The organism is Emcibacter sp., assembly GCF_048269205.1.
Classification (GTDB): Bacteria; Pseudomonadota; Alphaproteobacteria; order Sphingomonadales; family Emcibacteraceae; genus Emcibacter.
Map to the genome: position 1 here is coordinate 1 of NZ_JBLXJC010000003.1, position 19,612 is coordinate 19,612.

The 19,612-nt window shown below is 55.4% G+C and carries 18 protein-coding genes; 14 read left to right on the plus strand and 4 right to left on the minus strand.

The features are described 5' to 3' along the window. Window positions 1–401: 401 nt before the first annotated feature. Window positions 402–833: a CBS domain-containing protein gene (locus ACN0YD_RS12340; RefSeq protein ID WP_417320220.1), complete on the minus strand. Its 432-nt coding sequence runs from the start codon at window positions 831–833 to the stop codon at window positions 402–404. 438 nt (window positions 834–1,271) lie between these two features. Here ACN0YD_RS12340 and ACN0YD_RS12345 point away from each other — a divergent pair, with 438 nt between their 5' ends. From ACN0YD_RS12345 to ACN0YD_RS12410, 14 genes are all read left to right on the plus strand, one after another. Then, the gene (locus ACN0YD_RS12345; RefSeq protein WP_417320222.1) at window positions 1,272–2,036 is read left to right on the plus strand and encodes a DUF1499 domain-containing protein; all 765 of its coding nucleotides are present in this window, start codon (window positions 1,272–1,274) and stop codon (window positions 2,034–2,036) included. Window positions 2,037–2,209: 173 nt separating this feature from the next. Further along, window positions 2,210–3,484: an ATP-binding protein gene (locus tag ACN0YD_RS12350; protein WP_417320224.1), complete on the plus strand. Its 1,275-nt coding sequence runs from the start codon at window positions 2,210–2,212 to the stop codon at window positions 3,482–3,484. 115 nt (window positions 3,485–3,599) lie between these two features. Then, window positions 3,600–4,943 carry an endonuclease domain-containing protein gene (locus ACN0YD_RS12355; RefSeq protein ID WP_417320226.1) on the plus strand — a complete coding sequence of 448 codons (1,344 nt, stop codon included), beginning with the start codon at window positions 3,600–3,602 and terminating at the stop codon, window positions 4,941–4,943. After that, on the plus strand, window positions 4,924–6,237 hold the full coding sequence (murD, locus tag ACN0YD_RS12360) for a UDP-N-acetylmuramoyl-L-alanine--D-glutamate ligase (protein ID WP_417320228.1): 1,314 nt from the start codon (window positions 4,924–4,926) through the stop codon (window positions 6,235–6,237). Before ACN0YD_RS12355 ends, murD begins: the two co-directional genes overlap by 20 nt. Before the next feature lie 166 nt (window positions 6,238–6,403). Next, window positions 6,404–7,507: a toll/interleukin-1 receptor domain-containing protein gene (locus tag ACN0YD_RS12365; RefSeq protein ID WP_417320230.1), complete on the plus strand. Its 1,104-nt coding sequence runs from the start codon at window positions 6,404–6,406 to the stop codon at window positions 7,505–7,507. Between the two features lie 97 nt (window positions 7,508–7,604). Beyond that, complete coding sequence (locus ACN0YD_RS12370) at window positions 7,605–7,946, plus strand: ArsR/SmtB family transcription factor (RefSeq protein ID WP_417320232.1); 342 nt, start codon at window positions 7,605–7,607, stop codon at window positions 7,944–7,946. 1 nt (window position 7,947) lies between these two features. Next, window positions 7,948–8,967: an ArsJ-associated glyceraldehyde-3-phosphate dehydrogenase gene (locus tag ACN0YD_RS12375; protein ID WP_417320234.1), complete on the plus strand. Its 1,020-nt coding sequence runs from the start codon at window positions 7,948–7,950 to the stop codon at window positions 8,965–8,967. A gap of 9 nt (window positions 8,968–8,976) precedes the next feature. After that, window positions 8,977–10,191: an organoarsenical effux MFS transporter ArsJ gene (arsJ, locus tag ACN0YD_RS12380; RefSeq protein ID WP_417320236.1), complete on the plus strand. Its 1,215-nt coding sequence runs from the start codon at window positions 8,977–8,979 to the stop codon at window positions 10,189–10,191. A gap of 76 nt (window positions 10,192–10,267) precedes the next feature. Beyond that, window positions 10,268–11,089, plus strand: a complete 822-nt coding sequence (locus ACN0YD_RS12385) for a UDP-2,3-diacylglucosamine diphosphatase (protein WP_417320238.1) — start codon at window positions 10,268–10,270, stop codon at window positions 11,087–11,089. Then, complete coding sequence (locus tag ACN0YD_RS12390; RefSeq protein WP_417320240.1) at window positions 11,089–12,105, plus strand: glycosyltransferase family 4 protein; 1,017 nt, start codon at window positions 11,089–11,091, stop codon at window positions 12,103–12,105. Before ACN0YD_RS12385 ends, ACN0YD_RS12390 begins: the two co-directional genes overlap by 1 nt. Before the next feature lie 123 nt (window positions 12,106–12,228). Further along, window positions 12,229–12,582 (plus strand): HPF/RaiA family ribosome-associated protein, encoded by a 354-nt coding sequence (locus ACN0YD_RS12395; protein WP_417320241.1) that lies wholly within the window; start codon window positions 12,229–12,231, stop codon window positions 12,580–12,582. Window positions 12,583–12,690: 108 nt separating this feature from the next. Beyond that, on the plus strand, window positions 12,691–13,629 hold the full coding sequence (trxB, locus tag ACN0YD_RS12400; protein WP_417320242.1) for a thioredoxin-disulfide reductase: 939 nt from the start codon (window positions 12,691–12,693) through the stop codon (window positions 13,627–13,629). A 276-nt stretch (window positions 13,630–13,905) separates the two neighbouring features. Further along, window positions 13,906–15,960, plus strand: coding sequence for a M3 family metallopeptidase (locus ACN0YD_RS12405; RefSeq protein WP_417320740.1), 2,055 nt, complete (start codon window positions 13,906–13,908; stop codon window positions 15,958–15,960). A 58-nt stretch (window positions 15,961–16,018) separates the two neighbouring features. Continuing rightward, window positions 16,019–16,894, plus strand: coding sequence for a dienelactone hydrolase family protein (locus ACN0YD_RS12410; RefSeq protein WP_417320244.1), 876 nt, complete (start codon window positions 16,019–16,021; stop codon window positions 16,892–16,894). Between the two features lie 8 nt (window positions 16,895–16,902). Here the strand turns inward: ACN0YD_RS12410 and ACN0YD_RS12415 are convergent, their stop codons facing one another. The 3 genes from ACN0YD_RS12415 to desA form a co-directional block, all read right to left on the minus strand. Continuing rightward, the gene (locus ACN0YD_RS12415) at window positions 16,903–17,742 is read right to left on the minus strand and encodes a class III extradiol dioxygenase subunit beta (RefSeq protein ID WP_417320246.1); all 840 of its coding nucleotides are present in this window, start codon (window positions 17,740–17,742) and stop codon (window positions 16,903–16,905) included. Beyond that, window positions 17,742–18,131, minus strand: coding sequence for a protocatechuate 4,5-dioxygenase subunit alpha (gene ligA / locus ACN0YD_RS12420; protein ID WP_417320248.1), 390 nt, complete (start codon window positions 18,129–18,131; stop codon window positions 17,742–17,744). Before ligA ends, ACN0YD_RS12415 begins: the two co-directional genes overlap by 1 nt. A gap of 73 nt (window positions 18,132–18,204) precedes the next feature. Then, a complete protein-coding gene (desA, locus tag ACN0YD_RS12425; protein ID WP_417320250.1) occupies window positions 18,205–19,608 on the minus strand; it encodes a syringate O-demethylase in 1,404 nt (467 codons plus the stop codon). Window positions 19,609–19,612 lie beyond the last annotated feature (4 nt).

A 19,612-nucleotide genomic window follows, 5' to 3' on the forward strand; every position in this document is an offset into this window, starting at 1 on the left:
CAAAGAACAAAAAAAACCGACACAAAATTCAAGGCAATCTCAACAACCGCCCCGCGTCGGTGAAGCCGGGTTATAAGACCATCATTCAACCTTGTAAATACCTAATTTCAGTTTTATGACGTTTTTTTCTGCAAACCGCAGAAACCCTTGCTTTTCCGTAGAAAAACCACAATGAAATCCACTGTCTGGATTATAGTCCGGCGCGGTCGGTTATGTTACCACAAATCCCGCCTTCGGAACAACGGGCAGCGGGACATCCGCGGAACCGTTCTACATATGTAAGAAATATCAAGAACTTATCAAGAGGCCCCTGAAAAACATTCCAGATTACTCAGCGATTCCGGAAAAATTTTTCGGGGAATCACCCCCGACTCATGCGGCCTGCCCGGAACGGCATTTCCTCAACCGGTGGCGATATAGGCCTTGAGCGCCTCGGCTTCCGCTTCGGTTTCCGCCAGTCGCTGTTTGACCGCATCCCCGATACTGATGATGCCGACAATATTGTCCCCGTCCACCACCGGCAGGTGACGGATGCGCCGGGATGTCATTTTTTCCATCACCGTCTTCACATCATCTTCCAGACTGCAGGTGTAAACGCCTTCCGTCATAAATTCACTGACCCGGCTGCCAAGGATATCGCCGCCATGCTTGGCAATGGCAATGACAAGATCACGTTCTGAAATCACCCCCACCATCTTGCCGCTCGCTTCCTTGACGATTACCGCCCCGATCTTGTTCTCCCGAAGAATCTTTGCTGTTTCATGCAATGTCTCCCGGGGAGAGACAGAAATAACCTCATTTCCCTTGCGCTGGAGAATATTACTGACCTGCACCGGCACCTCCTAATCCTTTTCATGAACGACTTGAGCAGCAATTGACCTTGCTGTTGCTTAGCCTCTGCCCGCGGAAATTCCCCCGCCTGACAGAACCTCCCTGCACTTAAGACCGGATTTTCAAAAGAACCGACCTTTATCAGACTAATAGATTGTCAGTCTGCATTGTACCACAAAAAGAGACGCAAAAGCCAATCAAGAAACATCATCCCCGGCCCCCGGCCCGGATTAGAACTCTTTTATACACCGCAGAATATGGGCCGGAACGAGACTTTTCGCAGCTCCGCGGGCGAATCAGACCCCTCCGGCTCGGACGGGTCAAGCTACCCCCGCAAAGAAATCCTTTCATTTTTCCCTGTTTTTACATATAGTTACATAAATTTATCGGATATTACCGATAATGAAAGGGATGTTTCGGCCCGCAGTACGGGGAAGACAATGATTATAGGCACACGGAAAAAGTCTCTTCTTGCCAGAGTGGTTTTTTATCTGGCCGTCCTGCAGTTGTTTGCCCTTCTTCTTTTTGCCGGCTCCATACGGCTGGATATTCTGAGCCCTCTCGAGGCCTTTGCCCTGACCCTGCGGACCGCCCTGTACGGCGGCATCGTCCTGACCATTCTGTCACTCCTGGTCCTGATCCCGGTCAGTCGCAACAAAAAGGTCCGGGGAACGGCCCAGGTGCTGCTGACCCTGCTGATCGGCATCGGCCTGGCCGGACCGGTCCTGTATCTGCAGAGAACCGGCGGCAATGTCCCGCCGATCCATGACATCACCACCGATATGGAAAATCCGCCCCTCTTTACTGTACTGCAGAAGGAACGGACGGAACGGGACAACAGCCTGGACTACGAAGGCGAACCCGTCGCCAATCTTCAGCGGGCCGCCTATCCCCATATCCAGCCGCTGATCACAACAATGCCCGCGGACCAGGCTTACGCCCTGGCCCTGCAATGCGCCCGGGACCTGGACTGGCGGATCGCCCTTGAAGATGAATCCACCGGCCGCATAGAGGCCACGGACCGGACCATGTGGTTCAGGTTCATTGATGATGTGGTGATTATGGTCAGCCCAGAAGAAAACGGCAGTCGTATTGACCTGCGCAGCGTTTCCCGGATCGGCCGCAGCGACCTGGGCGCCAATGCCAGACGCATTGCCGCCTTCATGGCTCTTTTTGACAAGAAGGCCGCACAGCCAGCCTCCTGAGACTCAAAAAAAACCAAACCCCAATCCTGCCCCGTCCGGACAGGAGGCCAGTCGGGCCAAAAATCTTTCACAACAGTTAGGCGCTTTTTAAGTTTTTGCGGCTATCATTCGCCCGGAAACAAAAACAAAAAGAATTTGCGGGCCCCCGCCCGCACACAGTGAGGCCAATCAAAGTGTCCGGTGGAAACTTCAAATCAGCCCGCACCCCTGTCGAAAAAACAGGACGTGAACGGCGAGCCGCATCTGCGGAAGGGATTGATGGCAGCCTGAAGAAAATGATTCTGGACCAATTGGAAGCCGGGATCATTCTTCTCGGGCCGGACAAAACCGTGCTCGCCGTCAACGACTGGTTCGACAGCTACTATAGTTTCCCCGGCGAGAGAATCACCGGCAGCACCATCGACCAGCTGTTTCCCGGACAGGAAAAAACCCAGCTCGCCAAATCCATTCATGCGGCCCTGCAGTACGGCATCCGCTCCATTCTGTCCCCGGACATGAACCTGACCCCCCTGCCGCTGATGGTCCGCGATCCGAAAGGACGCAGGAACAAGGATGCCCCCCTGCCACATTCCATCACCATCAAACCGTTCACTGACACCGCCGGCCGCAATAACTGCCTGGTGCAGGTCAACAGAATCGCCCCGACCACCCTTCGGGAGGCTCTGCTGTATGAACAGACCCGCCAGATGAGCGAACTGACGGAAAACCTGCGCATCGCCAAGGAGATTGCCGAACAGGCCAACCAGGCGAAGTCGGAATTCCTCGCCCTCATGTCCCATGAGCTGCGCACGCCCCTCAATGCCATCATCGGCTTTTCCGATATTCTCTGCGCGGAACTGCTCGGCCCCCACCAGGTGGGCCAGTACAAGGACTATTCCATCGATATCCGGGAAGCCGGCCAGCATCTTCTCAATGTCATCAACGATATCCTCGACCTGTCCAAGATCGAGGCCCAGAAGTTCGAGCTCTGTGATGATGTGGTGGATGCAGTCGAGGTGATCATGACCGTGGAAAATATGGTCCGGAATGCGCTGGAGAAAAACGAACTCGCCCTCACCTGCAGCTATCCCGACACATTGCCGGATCTTCTGGCTGACCGGCGCTCACTCAAACAGATGCTGCTCAATCTGGTGTCCAACGCCATCAAGTTCACCCCGCCCGGCGGCGAGATTTTTGTCAAGGCGGGCCTGTCGCCGCAGGGCGAAGTGGAAATCATGGTGCGGGACAATGGCGTCGGCATTCCCGAGGAAGACCAGGAAAGCATCCTCGAACCCTTTACCCAGTCCAGCTCACATTTGACCCGCACCATGGAGGGGACCGGCCTCGGCCTCGCCCTGGTGAAAAAAATGATCGAACTGCATGGCGGCCGTATCGACCTGAAAAGCCGCCTCAACAAGGGCACCACCATCGTGCTCACCTTCCCGGCCGACCGGGTGATCCCTTACTGAGGCCCATCCCCGTGCAATGTCTTTTCCATCTGGCTCCCGCCTTTTTTTCTGCTATGATCGCCGAAACTACGGAACGGGCCCTGATTTTGCCTGAATAATACAGAATAAGAAGTTCATGTCGTCACCAGAGACCTTCATTTTTTCAGATTTCCATTATGACCCGCAAGCGCGGCTGCTCAAGCTCAGCTATGGCTTCGACGACGGCAGTGAATTTGTCGAGGAAATTCGATTCGAGGGCGCAAAGGCAGACCTCACCCGGGAAGAGCAGCAGGTGCTCGACAGCCTGTTCCGCCAGTTTCATCTCGCCGCCGGTATTTCCTATTATAAAGCCTGGTGCCCGGCCAGGATGGAGGTTCGCACCGGACCGCTTAGCCAGCCCGAGGCCGACTTCTTTAAAAAATTCTACCTCATGGGCCTCGGCGAGTTTGCCGTGGAGAACAACCTGGACCTGCGCGAGCGCATCAATTTCCCGGTGACGGCGGATAAAGCCCCCGTCGCGGCCAACCTGAAACTGCCGGAGATGAATGCGGTGCCAGTGGGTGGCGGCAAGGATAGCATCGTCAGTATCGAGGCCCTGCGTCACGGCGGGAGGCCGCAACGGCTGCTGGCGGTTAATCCGGGCCGGCCGATCCTGGAGGTGATGGAACGATCCGATATCCCCGACCCGATCCTCATGCGCCGCAAGCTGGATAGCCGGCTATTCGACCTCAACGACAAGGGCGCCATGAACGGCCATGTGCCGATCACCGGGATCCTCTCTTTTGTTATGGCCGCGGGGTCAATCCTCTACGGCTATGACCATATTGTCATGTCCAATGAACAATCGGCCAATGAAGGCAACATGATCTGGAACGGGCTCGAGATCAATCACCAGTATTCAAAGTCGCTGGAGTTCGAGCGGGATTTCACATCCTACCTGCAGACCCATATTATAAAGGGCCTCACCTATTTCTCCCTGCTGCGCCCGTTGAGCGAGACCGGCATCGCCTGCCTGTTTTCCCGCTCGAGCCAATATTTCGATGTGTTCAAAAGCTGCAACCGCAATTTCCATATCGATGAAGGCGTGCGGCAATATGGTTGGTGCTGCGACTGCCCCAAATGCCGCTTTGTTTATCTGGCGCTGGCGCCGTTCATCGGCAAGGAAAAGCTTGTGGAGATTTTCGGCCGCAACATGCTGGACGATGCGCCCCAGGAAGCGGGCTTCCGCGAGCTCACCGGCCTTCAGGGCCACAAGCCCTTTGAATGCGTGGGTGAGATCGCCGAATGCCGGCTTATTATAAAAAGCCTCTCCCTGCAGCCGGACTGGCAGCAGAGCCGGCTGGTGCCGAAACTGGCGGCGGAAATTGACGAACCCGGCCTCGAGGCGAAGGCCCTTGAGAAAGAGGCTCTGAGAATGAGCCCGAACCACCAGTTGCCCCCGGCCTATAAGGAGCTTCTTGATGATTTTACAGGAGCTTGAGCACGCCCGCATCGCCGTCTGGGGACTGGGCAAGGAAGGCCATTCGGTTGTGAGCTGGCTGGCGAAGCATTTCCCGGAAAAGCCGCTCACCGTTATTGCCGACCGATTCAAAGGCACCCTGCCGGAGGGCGTCAGCTTCCTGCCGGAGGCGGAACTGCTCGACCACACCAAAGACTTCGATGTGATCGTCAAGTCGCCGGGCATCAGCCTCTATAAGCCGGAAGTCACGGCGCTTAAAAAGGCCGGGATCAAGATTACCTCGGCCAGCAATATCTGGTTTGCCAACCATAGATCAGGCAAAACCATCGCCGTTACCGGCACCAACGGCAAAAGCACCACCAGCGCCCTCACCCACCATATATTAAAGTGTATCGGCAAAAAGGCCAAACTTGGCGGCAATATCGGGGTCCCGTTGCTAGATCTGGAGCCGGGCGCCGATTTTTATGTGATCGAGCTCTCCAGCTATCAGACCGCGGACCTTGATCATGCGCCGGATATTGCCGTGTTGCTTAATCTGTTCCCGGAGCATATCCAATGGCACGGCAATCACGACACCTATTATAAAGACAAAAAGCGGCTGGCCGAGTTCCCGGAGTCCGAAGCGGTGCTCAATGCCTCCGATGCACTGACCCGCAAACTGGTCTCGCGCCACCGCAAGGCGCACTGGTTCAACACCACCGACGGTTTGCATCTGCACGGGGCCCATCTGCAAAAGGGGCGCAAGGTCATCGGCCCCCTGGCGGACTTCCCGCTACCGGGGCGGCATAATAAAGAGAATCTTTGCGCGGCCCTGACCATCTGTGAGGTTCTGGGGCTCGATCTGAAAGAATGTTTCAGTGCGGCGAAAAGCTTCCACGGCCTCAAACACCGACTGCAGAAACTGCCGCAAACCGGGCCGCATCTTTATATCAATGACAGCATTTCCACCACGCCGGAGGCCACCGCCGCCGCGCTGGAGGCACTCGCCGGACACCACGTCACCCTGATCGCCGGCGGCCAGGACCGGCGCCAGGATTTCACCGGGCTTGCCAAAGCCATCAGCCGGCTCGACGTCCATGCCCTGATCACGGCCTATGAGACCGGCGACCGGCTGGCGGATGAAGTCGAAAAAGTATGTCCGGACTGTGAACTCCATCGGGTGGAAAATCTAAAGGCCGCGGTAAAGCTCGCCCGCGAGATCACCCCCAAAGACGGCGTCATCCTCCTCAGTCCCGCCGCCCCCAGCTATGACGGCTTCAAAAACTTCGAAGATCGGGGCGAGAGGTTTATGGAACTGGCGGGCGAGCAGGCTTAGGCACAGGCCCCGCAACAACATTCTGCTTTTCTGATCATGGGTTCATCTCCGCTCGAAATTGAAATCAGCCGACTTCAAAAAATTGATAGTGTTGACTAGAAACACTACAAATAGGAGAATTCACTATATGCAAAATATATCATTAAGATAAAAGGATAATTAGCACGTGGAAGCTAAAGAAGAAGTTTTTATAAGCTACAGCTATGACTCCCCTGAACATATAGAAGCAGTTCTCCAGCTTTCTAACAAATTACGATCTGAAGGCATCAACTGCACAATAGATCAATATGAGGAATCTCCCGATGAAGGATGGCCTCGTTGGATGGACAAACAAATCCGCAATGCACAGTATGTACTGATAATATGTACCGAAACATATTATCAGCGTATTATTGGTGATGAAGAAGAAGAGGTGGGTTTAGGCGCGCGATGGGAAGGAAACTTAATTTTTCAACATTTATATGATGCGGGGACAATCAATAAGAAGTTTATACCAGTAATATTGGACGAAAAAGACCAACAATATATACCCGATCCCCTAAAAGGATTTACTAAATATGATTTAAGCAGAAAAAGTGGTTATGATAATTTATATCGGAGACTAACAGGCCAGCCAAAAATAAAAAAACCCAAGCTTGGCAAGCGGAAACCTCTCCCCTCAAAACCCGTCAAAACTGATCCAACATTGTATATAACAGGCCCCATTCAACCTGAACTCTGGGACAGCGCCAAGTGGAGTGCAACATTTTTTGTTATAGCACCTGACCGTCCACCGGTTCTTGGAATTGCGTTCAAAAACGAAAAACCTGCGCGGGAAATTTTTGAAGCATGGCATCAACGTTATGGTGAGAATGACGAATTAGAGGAAATTCGAATATCTATAATTGAAGGTCCTATTGAAAATGAATCACTTGGCTATTCAGTACATATAACTTCAGATCCTGAAGCCTTTAGGCAGCGTCTTAAAGAGAACGGCCAAGATATTGATGGCGATCTACTGATGTCAGTCAGCAGAATCAATCGAATGAACCCTCCCCCAGAGACCAACAACTTGGCGAGATTTAAGACTGCCTATAGAACATTCAAAACTTATTTCTTAATTCCTGGAATTATTTCTAAAGACGGTAAAGATCTAAAGCCTATTTTTGAATTAGGAATATTTAAGAGCAAAGTTCTATTTAGACATTCATCAGATGTTGGAGAGGATGATATCGATATCGTAGTCACTGGCACCGGATCAGTTTCCCGATCACCTAATGATTGGCCCTAACCTTTAAAACCCTTCAAATTTTGAGATAGCTTTTTCAATAGATTAATTCTCAGCATTTCTCCTTGCATTATTTCTATATTTCTGGAAATATCAAAATATGAAAGAATCAAACGTTGTAAACATGCTATCGGCGCTGGCGCAGGAGACAAGGCTGAAGCTGTTTAAGCTTCTGGTCAAGGCGGGGCATGCGGGCCTGAATGCGGGAACTTTGGCAGACAAGCTCAAGACCCCCAATTCGACCCTGTCCTATCACCTGTCGGCGCTGGAAGGGGCCGGGCTGATTTCGTCGGCGCGCCAGCAGCGGCAGATCATCTATACCGCCAATTACGACCGGCTGGAAAAGTTCCTCGGCTTCCTGGTGGAGGACTGCTGCCAGGGCTCGGGCGAGATTTGTCTCAACATCGAAAAAACCACACGAAAGATCAAAGGGAAAAAGTGATATGACCCGCATTGCGATCAACGGGTTCGGCCGCATGGGCCGGCTTCTCTTACGGGTGCTGCTCGACCGCCCGGAATTGGGCGAAGGGCTCGAACTGTGCCTGATAAATGAGAAGGAAGGCACCGCCGAGACCGCCGCCCATCTGCTGGAATTCGACAGCGTGCACGGCCGCTGGGACCATGACATCAGCTTTACAAACGACGGCCTTGTGATCGACGGACGCGCCATCCCGCTGAGTTTCTCCCCCGACATCGAGGGGCTGACGCTCGACAATATCGATATCATGCTGGAATGCACCGGCGCCTTTCGCAAACCGGAACAGCTTCAGAAATATCTGGATGCGGGCGTGAAAAAAGTCATCGTCGCCGCACCGGTCAAAGGAACCCGGGACGATGCCCTCAATATCGTCATGGGCATCAACCATGATCAATATGAGCCCGCCCGGCACCATATCGTCACCGCCGCCAGCTGCACGACAAATTGCCTGGCCCCGGTGGTCAAGGTGATCAAGGAGGGCCTCGGCATCCGCCACGGCGTCATCACCACCATTCATGATGTGACCAATACGCAAGTGATTGTCGACGCCCCGCACAAGGATTTGCGCCGGGCGCGCTCCGGCCTGATGTCGCTGATCCCGACCTCGACCGGCTCCGCCACCGCCATCACCACCATTTATCCTGAGCTTAAAGGCAAGCTCAACGGCCTCGCCGTGCGGGTGCCGCTGCTCAATGGTTCCCTCACCGACTGCGTGTTCGAAGTGGAACAGGAAACCAGCGCCGAAGAAGTCAATGCGCTCCTCAAAGAGGCCTCGGAAACGACCCTCAAGGACATCCTCGGCTATGAGACCCGGCCGCTGGTCTCCATCGATTATGTCAACGACCCCCGCTCCTCCATCATTGATGCGCCCTCGACCATGGTGGTGGACGGCACCCAGGTGAAGATCTACGCCTGGTATGACAATGAATGGGGTTATGTGAACCGCATGGGCGAGCTTGCCCGGCTGGTCGCCGATACACTTTAAGGCCGGCCGATGTCCGCAATAAGGAACTATAGCGTGGTCACCGCCGCTTACTGGGGCTTTACCCTCAGTGACGGCGCCCTTCGCATGCTGGTGCTGCTGCATTTCCATGCCCTGGGCTACAGCCCGCTGGAGCTCGCCACCCTGTTCCTGCTCTATGAAGTGATGGGCATGGTCACCAACCTGATCGGCGGCTGGGTCGGCAGCCGTCTGGGGCTCAATTTCACCCTCTATCTGGGATTGGCGCTGCAGGTCTGCGCCCTGATGTTGCTGTCCCTGCTCGATCCGCTGTGGACCAAAGACTTTTCCGTGCTCTATGTGCTGCTGGTGCAGGGGCTTGCCGGGGTGGCCAAGGATTTCACCAAGATGAGCGCCAAAAGCGCGCTCAAACTGATTGTTCCGCCTGAAGAAGAGGGTGGAAAAGAAGGCACCCTGTTCAAATGGGTGGCGCTGCTCACCGGTTCCAAAAATACTCTCAAAGGCATCGGCTTTTTCCTTGGCGGCTTCCTTTTAAGCCTGGTCGGCTATGCGCACTCCCTCTATCTGATGGCGGCGGTGCTGGCGGGGGTCCTGATCCTCTGCCCGCTGGTGCTGCCCGCCGGTTTCGGTCAGCTTAAAAGCAAAGTCAAATTCACCGCGCTTTTGTCCAAAAGCCGGGACATCAATATCCTGTCCGCCGCCCGGCTGTTCCTGTTCGGCGCCCGGGACGTGTGGTTTGTGGTCGGCCTGCCGCTGTTCCTCTATGATATCGCGGGCTTCAGCTTCACCGCCACCGGCACCCTGATGGCGGCCTGGGTGATCGGCTACGGCTTTGTGCAGGCGGCGGCGCCCGGCATTTTACGGGGGAACCAGGACCCCCGCGGCCTGTTCTGGGTTATCCTGTTGGCCCTGATCCCCTTTGCCATGGCGGTGCTGGAAGTCACACCCCTCGACTTCACCATTGTCGTGCTCGCGGGCCTGGCCCTGTTCGGCGTCATTTTTGCCGTCAACAGTGCCTTGCACAGCTACCTGATCCTGAAATATTCCGAACGGGATCATGTGGCCCTCAATGTGGGTTTTTATTATATGGCCAATGCGGCAGGACGGCTTGTCGGCACGATTCTGTCCGGCCTCAGCTATCAGTGGGGCGGGATCACCGCCTGCCTGATCACCTCCGGTATCATGCTGGTTGTGGCTGCCTTTTTCACCCTTTTCCTGCCCGGACCGGCAAAGGTCCTGTCATCATAACGCCATAAAAGCTTCCCTGCGGAGTCACAATTGCCTGTTACAAAGCCACCATGTACAGGCAAAAGGGTATGAATCATTGCTGAAAGAAAACAAGCGGAAGTACAGGGCGCTTTTCCTTTCCGATATTCACCTGGGCACCAAAGGGTGCAAGGCCGAATATCTTCTCGAATTTCTTAAATATCACGACGCTGACACCATCTATCTGGTGGGTGACATCGTCGACGGCTGGCGCCTGCAAAAAGGCTGGTACTGGCCCCAGGCGCATAATGACGTGGTGCAGAAAATGCTGCGCAAGGTGCGCAAGGGCACCGAGATGTTTTATGTCACCGGAAATCACGACGAATTCCTGCGCGACTATCTCGGCAGCCACTTCGGCGGCATCGAGGTGGTCAATGAAGTCATCCACGAGGATGCGACCGGCAAGAAATATCTGGTGGTGCACGGGGATGCCTATGACGGCGTGCTGCTGAACGCCCGCTGGCTGGCAAAGCTCGGCGACTGGGCCTATGAGACGGCACTGAAGATGAACAACTGGTATAACTTCTGCCGCCGCAAGCTCGGCTTCGGCTACTGGTCTCTCAGCGCCTATCTCAAGCTCAAGGTCAAGAATGCGGTCAAGTTCATGACCGATTTCGAAGACATTCTGGCCCAGGAAGCCCGCAAGCGCGAGCTCGACGGGGTGATCTGCGGCCACATCCACCACGCCCAGATCAAGATGATCGACGAGATTGTCTATATGAACGACGGCGACTGGGTGGAAAGCTGCACGGCGCTGGTGGAAAACCTCGACGGCACTTTCGAGATCATCAACTGGGCCGAAGAGCGCAAAACAATGCTGAACCTCCGCAAGGACAGTAAAAAGTCGAAAGACAAAGACATGGAAAGCCTGGTAGCCTGATGAAGATCCTGATTGTTACCGACGCCGCCCCACCCCAGGTCAACGGCGTTGTCCGCACCCTGACCCAGTTGCAGAAGGAATGCGCCGATCTCGGCCATCAGGTCGATTTCATCACCCCGGTCGATTGTTTCACCCTGCCCAACCCGCTTTATCCGGAAGTGCGGCTCAGCCTGTTTGCCCAGAAAAAAGTCCGCGACTATCTGGACAGGGAAAAGCCGGATGCGATCCATATCGCCACCGAAGGACCTTTGGGCTGTGCGGCTCGCCGGGTGTGCCTCAAGGAAAACCTGGCTTTCACCACCAGTTACCACACCAATTTCCCGACCTATTTTTACCAGAAGATGCGCGTGCCCCGCAGCGTCAGCTACACCGTCATCCGCTGGTTCCACAATGCCTCGGCCGGAGTGATGGTCGCCACCGAAGCCGTCAAACAGGAACTTCGGGATTTCCGCATCACCAACCTGATGGACTGGACCCGCGGTGTGGATACCACCCTGTTCCGCCCCACGGACGAAAAGGTCATGGACCTTGAAGGCCCCGTCTACATCCATGTGGGCCGGGTGTCGCTGGAAAAGAATATCAATGAATTCCTCGATCTGGACCTCGACGGCACAAAAGTAGTGATCGGCGGCGGTCCCGACCTGGAAAACCTGAAACGGAAATATCCGGACGCCATCTTCACCGGCCCCAAATTCGGTGAGGAACTTGTCCAATATTATAATCTGGGCGATGTCTTTGTGTTCCCGAGCCGCTTTGACACTTTCGGCCTGGTGCTGCTGGAAGCGCTGGCCTGCGGCGTGCCCGTCGCCGCCTATCCGGTCAACGGCCCCATTGATGTGATCGGTGACAGCGGCGCCGGCATCCTGGATCATGACCTGAAGAAAGCTGTCGAGGGTGCCCTGAGAATCTCCCCTCAGTACTGCCGCGACTATGCCATGACATTTTCCTGGCAGAACAGTGCCCGCCAGTTCCTCGATAATCTGGTTCTTATCGGTGACAATCGCAAGGCGGCTTGATCAGCCGCGATCCTCTCCTGTAGAATAAAAAATTAAATCACTGATACGATGCTTGATCTGGGACAATGAAATCCCCACATCAGTGTCCGAAAGTGGTACAAAATCACAAAGGAGAAAAATACCATGGAACAGCCCCTTCAGATCGTGTTCGACAGTCTTGACGCCAGCCCGGCCATGGAACAGCTGATCAAGGAAAAAAGCCAGAAACTGGAGCGTTTTTTCCATCATATCACCGACGCCAAGGTAATTGTCTCCAAGGACCACAAACACCACGTCAAGGGCAATGAATTCCATGTCACTATCGAGGTCAACGTCCCCGGCAAGAAACTGGTGGTCAGCAAGGACCCCGGCACCCATGAGCGCCACGAGGAACTTTTACCGACCCTGAATGACGCCTTCAACGCCATGGTCCGCCAGCTCGAAGATTATGCCGCCAAGCTGCGCGGCGATGTCAAACATCACGAAACAACGGAATAAAGAAAACCGTTCACAAATTACTGAAGGGGAAAGGTCTGGACAAAATGTCTGCCTTTCCCTAAATAAGTTATCTGTTTTTTTGGAATTATTATAATAAGGAGTCCCCCGATGTCAGAAGCCCGGCATTCCCGCCTGATTATTCTCGGTTCCGGCCCGGCCGGATATACGGCAGCCATCTATGCGGCCCGCGCCATGCTTGAGCCCCTTCTGATCCAGGGCATGCAGCCCGGCGGCCAGCTCACCACCACCACCGACGTGGAAAACTATCCCGGTTTTGCCGATGTGATCCAGGGCCCCTGGCTGATGGAACAGATGCAGAAACAGGCCGAGCATGTGGGCACGGAAATGGTTGCCGACTATATTATCGACGTGGACTTCTCGAAAAAGCCCTATACCCTCAAAGGCGACAGCGGCCAGACCTATACCTGCGACTCGCTGATCATCTGCACCGGCGCCCAGGCCAAATGGCTGGGTGATCCGAGCGAGGAAAAATTCAAGGGCTTTGGCGTTTCCGCCTGTGCCACCTGTGACGGATTTTTCTACCGCAACAAGGAAGTGGCTGTGATCGGCGGCGGCAATACCGCCGTTGAGGAAGCCCTGTTCCTGACCAACTTTGCCAGCAAGGTGACCCTGATCCACCGCCGCGACAGCCTGCGCGCCGAGAAGATCCTGCAGGACCGCCTGCTGAACCATGAAAAAATCGAGGTGATCTGGGATCATGCCCTGGACGAGGTTCTGGGCGATGAGGATCCGCTGGGTGTGACCGGCCTGCGCATCAAAAGCACAAAGACCGGTGAAACCCGGGAAATCCCGATCCACGGCCTGTTCGTTGCCATCGGCCATGCCCCGGCGACCGAGCTGTTCAAAGGCAAGCTGGATATGAAGGACAACGGCTACATCATCACCGCACCGGACAGCACCCTGACCAGCATCGAAGGCGTTTACGCCGCCGGTGATGTCACAGACGACATCTTCCGCCAGGCGGTGACTTCCGCCGGAATGGGTTGTATGGCCGCCCTGGAAGCAGAGAAATACCTGGCCCACTAGAAGCAGGTTAAAAAGAACGTCAAAAAGGAGGCCAGAGCGCCTCCTTTTTCATGCCCCCGCCCAGATGGACAAGATTGACCGCCAGGGCCCATACCGGTACAGTTCATACTCACCTAAAAAATAAAAGAGGGATATGTCATGAACTCCACCCGGCTCAAGAGCCTGGTCCTGTTGCCGCTGGTACTGGGCCTCCTCTCCTGCGATTCATCAGAAACAGATATGACCCAAGAAAAATCAGAATATAGTGCGGCGGCTGACAGCGTCTCTGTGGCAACCATGAAACATCCCCTTCTGGCCGAATGGTCCGGCCCCTACCAGGGAGTGCCGGCCTTTGACGAAATGGAAGATATACTTCCCCGCCTGAAAGACGACCTGCGGAAAGGCATGGCCGAGACACTGGCGGAAATTGACGCCATTACGGACAATACAGAACCGGCCACATTTGAAAATACCATCGTCGCCCTGGAACGCAGCGGCAAGGCGCTCGACAGGTTGTTCACCTATTGGGGCATCTGGTCGAGCAACATGTCCAGCCCTGAATTCCGCGACATCCAGAAGGAAATGGTGCCGGAACTGTCCGATTTTGAGTCCAAAATCAATCAGAATAAAACGCTGTTCGCCCGGGTTCGGGCCGTCTATGAAGGCGCCGCAGTCAAAAGCCTGCGCCCGGACCAGCAACGCCTTGTCAAACTGGTCTATGATGGCTTTGCCCGCAATGGCGCCCCCCTGGAAGGCAAAGCGAAAGAGCGCTATGCGGAAATCGAAAAACAGCTGGCCGAGCTCTATACCACCTTCTCCAACAACCTGCTGGCGGACGAGGAAAATTACGTCCATTACCTGACCGAAGACCAGTTGTCCGGCCTGCCGGATTCGGTGATTGATGCAGCCCGGGCGGCCGCCACCGCCGCCGGACAAGACGGCAAATACGCCATCCTCAATACCCGTTCCTCCATGGACCCCTTCCTGACCTTCTCTGACGAGCGGGAGCTTCGGGAAAAAGTCTGGCGCACCTATTACAATCGCGGCGACAACGGCGACCAATATGACAATAACGCGCTTATTGCCGAAATCCTGAAACTGCGTGATGAGCGTGTCGCCCTGCTGGGCTATGACAATTACGCCCAGTGGCGGCTTGAAGACCGCATGGCCAAAACACCCGAGCAGGCCATGGACCTGATGCAGGCCGTCTGGCCGGCGGCCATCGCCCGCGTGCGCGAAGAAGTGGCCGACATGCAGGCCATTGCCGATGCGTCAGGGGCCGGCATCACCATCGAGCCCTGGGATTATCGCTATTATGCGGAAAAGGTCCGCAAGGCCAAATATGATCTGGACAGTGACGAAGTGAAACAATACCTGCAGCTGGACAAGCTGCGCGAGGCCATGTTCTATGTGGCCGGCCGCCTGTTCAGGTTCGACTTCACCCCCGTGCCCGAAGGATCGGTCCCGGTGTTCCATCCCGATGTGAAGGTCTGGGAAGTCACCAACAGCGACACCGGAGAACATATCGGACTCTGGTATCTTGATCCCTTTGCTCGCAAGGGCAAGCGGTCCGGCGCCTGGGCCACCACCTACCGCAGCCATACCACCTTTGACGGCAAGGAAAATGTGCTGTCCGCCAACAACAGCAATTTCACCAAGGGAGCGCCCGGGGAACCGGTGCTGATTTCCTGGGATGACGCGGAAACCTATTTCCATGAATTCGGCCATGCCCTGCATTATCTGTCCTCCAATGTCGCCTATCCGACCCTGAACGGCGGCGTGCGCGACTATACGGAGTTCCAGTCCCAGCTTCTGGAAAACTGGCTGAGCACCGACGAGGTGATCAATAACTATCTGGTTCATTATGAAACCGGCGAGCCGATCCCGGCGGAGCTTATCGCCAAGATCAAAAAAGCGGCCACCTTCAACGAGGGATTCAAGACCACTGAATATCTGGCCTCCGCCCTCATCGACATGAAACTGCACACCATTGATCCGGAAGGCCTTGATGTGGACAAGTTCGAGCGCGAGACGCTCGCCGCCCTCAACATGCCGAAGGAACTACCCATGCGCCACCGCACACCACAGTTCGGGCATGCCTTCTCGGGCGAGGGATATTCCGCGGGCTATTACGGCTATATGTGGGCGGAAGTGCTGACCGCCGATGCGGCCGAGGCTTTCGAACAAGCCCCGGGGGGATTCTATGATGAGGACCTGGCCGCCAGACTGGTCGAGCATCTGTTTGCCGTCAGGAATGCAGTCGATCCGGCAGAGGCCTACCGGGCCTTCCGCGGCCGGGATGCGGACGTGGCGCCGCTGATGCGCTCCCGTGGTTTTCCAGTACCTGAGTAAAAATCACCCTCCCCCTGAATCTCATTTCAGGGGGAGCCACCTTTGAAAGGAAACGGACATGAAACGGAAACCCCCACAGGAAGTTTACGATCTGTATGACGGATATTGCCATGGTGACATGGACCGGCGAAGTTTCATGAACCGGCTCGGCACCTATGCGGTCGGCGGGGTAACCATGGCGGCACTGCTGGAAAGCGTCATGCCCGATTACGCCAGCGCCCAGGAAGTGGCCGGGGATGACAAGCGCATTGTCGCCGAACGCATCACCTATCCCTCCCCCAAGGGGGCCGGTACCATGGGCGGGCTTTATGTGCGCCCTGCCAAGGCCAGTGGCAAGCTGTCCGGCATTGTGGTGATCCATGAAAACCGGGGGCTTAATCCCTATGTGGAGGATGTGGCCCGCCGGGCGGCGCTTGGCGGATACCAGGTGCTGGCCCCGGACGCGCTCTATCCTTTAGGCGGCTATCCCGGCAATGATGATGACGGCCGGACCATGCAGCGACAGCGCGACCCGGAACAAATGTTCGAGGATTTTGTTGCCGCCGTCCATTACCTGCAAAAGCATAAGAACAGCACCGGCAAAGTGGGATGTGTGGGCTTTTGCTATGGCGGCGGGGTGTCAAACCTGTTGGCGGCCCGGGTGCCGGACCTGGCCGCGGCGGTCCCCTTTTACGGCCGCGAGGCGCCGCTCGATGAAGTGGCCAATATCAAGGCCCCGCTGATGATCCATCTGGCAAGTCTCGACAAACGGATCAACGAGGGCTGGCCCGCTTATGAGGCGGCACTGAAAAAACACGGCAAACAATATGAAATGTATATGTATGACGGCGCCAACCACGGCTTCCATAACTATTCCACCAGCCGTTACGACGCCGAGGACGCCGCGCTGGCCTGGGAACGCACCATGAGTTTCTTTAAGAAACACCTGGGCTGAAATCAGGGTCAGTCACATTCCAGCACGATATGGCCAACGGCAGTGTTGGATATGGCCACATGGTAATGCCGGTGGATTTCCTTCACGTTATCGCCGAGCGCGCCGCGCATGATCAGCCACATGACGGTCTCCAGCCCTTCGGTGCCGGTCTCGCGGATATATTCCACCTTGGGAATTTCAGCGAGTTCCTCAGGCTTATCAGCCAGACGGTCCATAAAGGCCTGATCCCATTCCGCATTGATGATGCCGGCCCTTTTGCCCTGCAGCTGGTGGCTCATGCCGCCAGTGCCCCAGACCTGCACGTTGAGGTCCTCGTCATAGCTTTCCACCGCCTTGCGGATAGCCTTGCCCAGGTTATAACAACGCCGGCCGCTGGCCACCGGATAGACCACCGTGTTCATGGCGATCGGTATCACCTTGCAGGGCCATTCTTCCGGCTGACCGAACATCAGGGACAGCGGCACGGTCAGGCCGTGATCCACTTCCATCTCGTTGATGATGGTAAGATCGAAGTCATCTTCAATCACTGAATGGGTGATATGCCAGGCTAGGTCCGGGTGGCCCTTGACCACCGGTACAGGACGGGCGCCAAAGCCCTCGTCAGCCGGTTTGAATTCCTCGCCACAGCCGATGGCAAAGGTGGGGATGATCTTCAGGTCAAAAGCCGAGGCATGGTCGTTATAGACCAGGATCACCACATCGGGCTTCTCCTGCTCCTCCCACTTCTTTGTGAATTCATAGCCGTCGAAAAGGGGCTTGAAATAATCTGTCTGGGTCTGGTCGGTATCAACAGCCCGACCGATCAGCGGCACATGGGATGTGCCGACACCTGCTGTAATACGCGCCATTACTGCCAATCCTTCAAACTACGGTTTCCTTCTGCCGGGCGACCGCCTTTGGCCAGCATCTCGGCATATTCATCTTCTGTCATATCGGTCATGGAGGCCACAGCCGTACGCACACTCACACCATCGGTGGCGGTGATTTTGACCAGGAAATAGACATTGCCGCCAAGCTCGATCAGGCGGGTCAGGTCACGGTCAATGACCGCCTGCTTCATGTCCTCAGTCAGCGGCCATTCATCAAGGTAAGCCCGCTCGTCAGCCAGGAACCTTTTCCGGTTCTCTTCCTTCATCAGGGACATGCAGAACTGGTTCAGGTGATAACCTTTCCGACACTGGGCAGAATCGAAAACCGTTGTTCCCGGTATATCTTTGTAAGGCTTATCAAGCGCCATGGGGGTCTCCATAAATAAGATTGCGGAATGCGGCGGAACCGGCAAGGGGCTCCGCCGCTGCAATAGCCTTGGCTTAGCTGTTTTTACGCCAGCCCTCGATATCCGCATATTGTTCACGGGCCACGGCCGCATAAGGCACAGGGCTCACCAGGGCGCGGATTTCGAACTGCTTGTGCGGCTCAACAGTCGGCTTGGTGGTGCCGCCATTTTCCTCACCCCAGACAAATGTCAGCTGGGTGCCGGGTTTGGCATATTCGGGATCCAGAACTGCCAGGGTCAGCATCTTGCGTTCGTTGGAGCTGTACCCCACCCAGGTGGACACACCCACGGTCTCACCCTTGTCGTTGGTGACCTTGTCAAACGGATGCATGGAGTAAACGGCAGACGGGAATTCCCAGAATTTACCGCGTTCCATCTCGCCGCTGTCAAGCTGGGAGGAGATCACTTTCATCACATCGTCGCTGTGCAGCGCCAGGGTCACTTTCTGACGGTGTTTGTTGTTCGCCATTTTCTCCAGCGCCTCGCGGCCGATGAAGTCATGGTCGAATTTCACAAATCCGCCATAGCCCAGGTCCCAGGGTGTGAAGTAATAGTCTTCAATAGTGTCGGAAACAAAACTGCCGCCGATGGAAGCCTTGGCTTCATAGTCGTTTTCGGTCAGCCATTCCCGGTAAGGTTTCATCTTATCACCGGAATAGACCGCCGGAACCGGAGAGGGAATCCAGCCAGACTCCAGAGTGTTGGAGGAATAGGCGCGGCCACCGACCCGGCGCAGGCCGAATTCCTTGCCGGCCTCGATGATGGCGTTCTGTACCGGCTCTTTTTCATCCCAGGGGCCGAACAGTTCAAAACCGGGCTGACCAGCCATGCCGTGACGCAGGGCGCGAACAGATTTGCCGGCAATATTCATTGTGCACATGTGGAAGAACTTCAGGTCCGGCGGTGTTTCACCCAGCACTTTTTCCATCAGTTTCATGGCGTTGGGGCCCTGAACCTGGAAACGATAGTTGTCGCGACGGGATGGGTCCTTGCGGGCCGCGGTACGCTGGTCAACATGAATGGTAACATCCCAGTCGCCGGTTTCCGCATGGAACTGGATCCAGCTCAGGGTCGGCATGCGGCCAACCAGGCTAAAGCTGTTTTCCGCCAGATAGAACAGGATCACGTCGCCGATCACATAGCCGTCATAGCTACAGGGCACAAATTGTTTGGCCCGATCGACCTGGAAATTCTTGAAACTGTTGATGCCCAGATAAGTCAGAAGAGCAAGGGCATCGGGACCTTCCAGAAGCATATCAACCATGTGATAGGACTGATCAAACAGCACACAGGTGTTCTGCCATCCCCACTGCTCATCACGCCAGTTGGTAAATTCCGCCGGCACACCCGGGTAGGCGTTGGGTCCTGCCTGGGAGTTGCGCAGCATCTCCACCGGGCCCTCGAATGATTTCATATAGTCTTCCAGATTTTTCACCATGTTA

What these genes read in the sequence shown, in the direction of transcription:
- ACN0YD_RS12345 (WP_417320222.1), top strand. Translation starts at nt 1,272, where the DNA reads ATGATTATAGGCACACGGAAAAAGTCTCTTCTTGCCAGAGTGGTTTTT.
- ACN0YD_RS12355 (WP_417320226.1), top strand. Translation starts at nt 3,600, where the DNA reads ATGTCGTCACCAGAGACCTTCATTTTTTCAGATTTCCATTATGACCCG.
- murD (WP_417320228.1), top strand. Translation starts at nt 4,924, where the DNA reads ATGATTTTACAGGAGCTTGAGCACGCCCGCATCGCCGTCTGGGGACTG.
- ACN0YD_RS12370 (WP_417320232.1), top strand. Translation starts at nt 7,605, where the DNA reads ATGAAAGAATCAAACGTTGTAAACATGCTATCGGCGCTGGCGCAGGAG.
- ACN0YD_RS12375 (WP_417320234.1), top strand. Translation starts at nt 7,948, where the DNA reads ATGACCCGCATTGCGATCAACGGGTTCGGCCGCATGGGCCGGCTTCTC.
- arsJ (WP_417320236.1), top strand. Translation starts at nt 8,977, where the DNA reads ATGTCCGCAATAAGGAACTATAGCGTGGTCACCGCCGCTTACTGGGGC.
- ACN0YD_RS12390 (WP_417320240.1), top strand. Translation starts at nt 11,089, where the DNA reads ATGAAGATCCTGATTGTTACCGACGCCGCCCCACCCCAGGTCAACGGC.
- ACN0YD_RS12395 (WP_417320241.1), top strand. Translation starts at nt 12,229, where the DNA reads ATGGAACAGCCCCTTCAGATCGTGTTCGACAGTCTTGACGCCAGCCCG.
- trxB (WP_417320242.1), top strand. Translation starts at nt 12,691, where the DNA reads ATGTCAGAAGCCCGGCATTCCCGCCTGATTATTCTCGGTTCCGGCCCG.
- ACN0YD_RS12405 (WP_417320740.1), top strand. Translation starts at nt 13,906, where the DNA reads ATGAAACATCCCCTTCTGGCCGAATGGTCCGGCCCCTACCAGGGAGTG.
- ACN0YD_RS12410 (WP_417320244.1), top strand. Translation starts at nt 16,019, where the DNA reads ATGAAACGGAAACCCCCACAGGAAGTTTACGATCTGTATGACGGATAT.
- ACN0YD_RS12415 (WP_417320246.1), bottom strand. Translation starts at nt 17,742, where the DNA reads ATGGCGCGTATTACAGCAGGTGTCGGCACATCCCATGTGCCGCTGATC.
- ligA (WP_417320248.1), bottom strand. Translation starts at nt 18,131, where the DNA reads ATGGCGCTTGATAAGCCTTACAAAGATATACCGGGAACAACGGTTTTC.
- desA (WP_417320250.1), bottom strand. Translation starts at nt 19,608, where the DNA reads ATGGTGAAAAATCTGGAAGACTATATGAAATCATTCGAGGGCCCGGTG.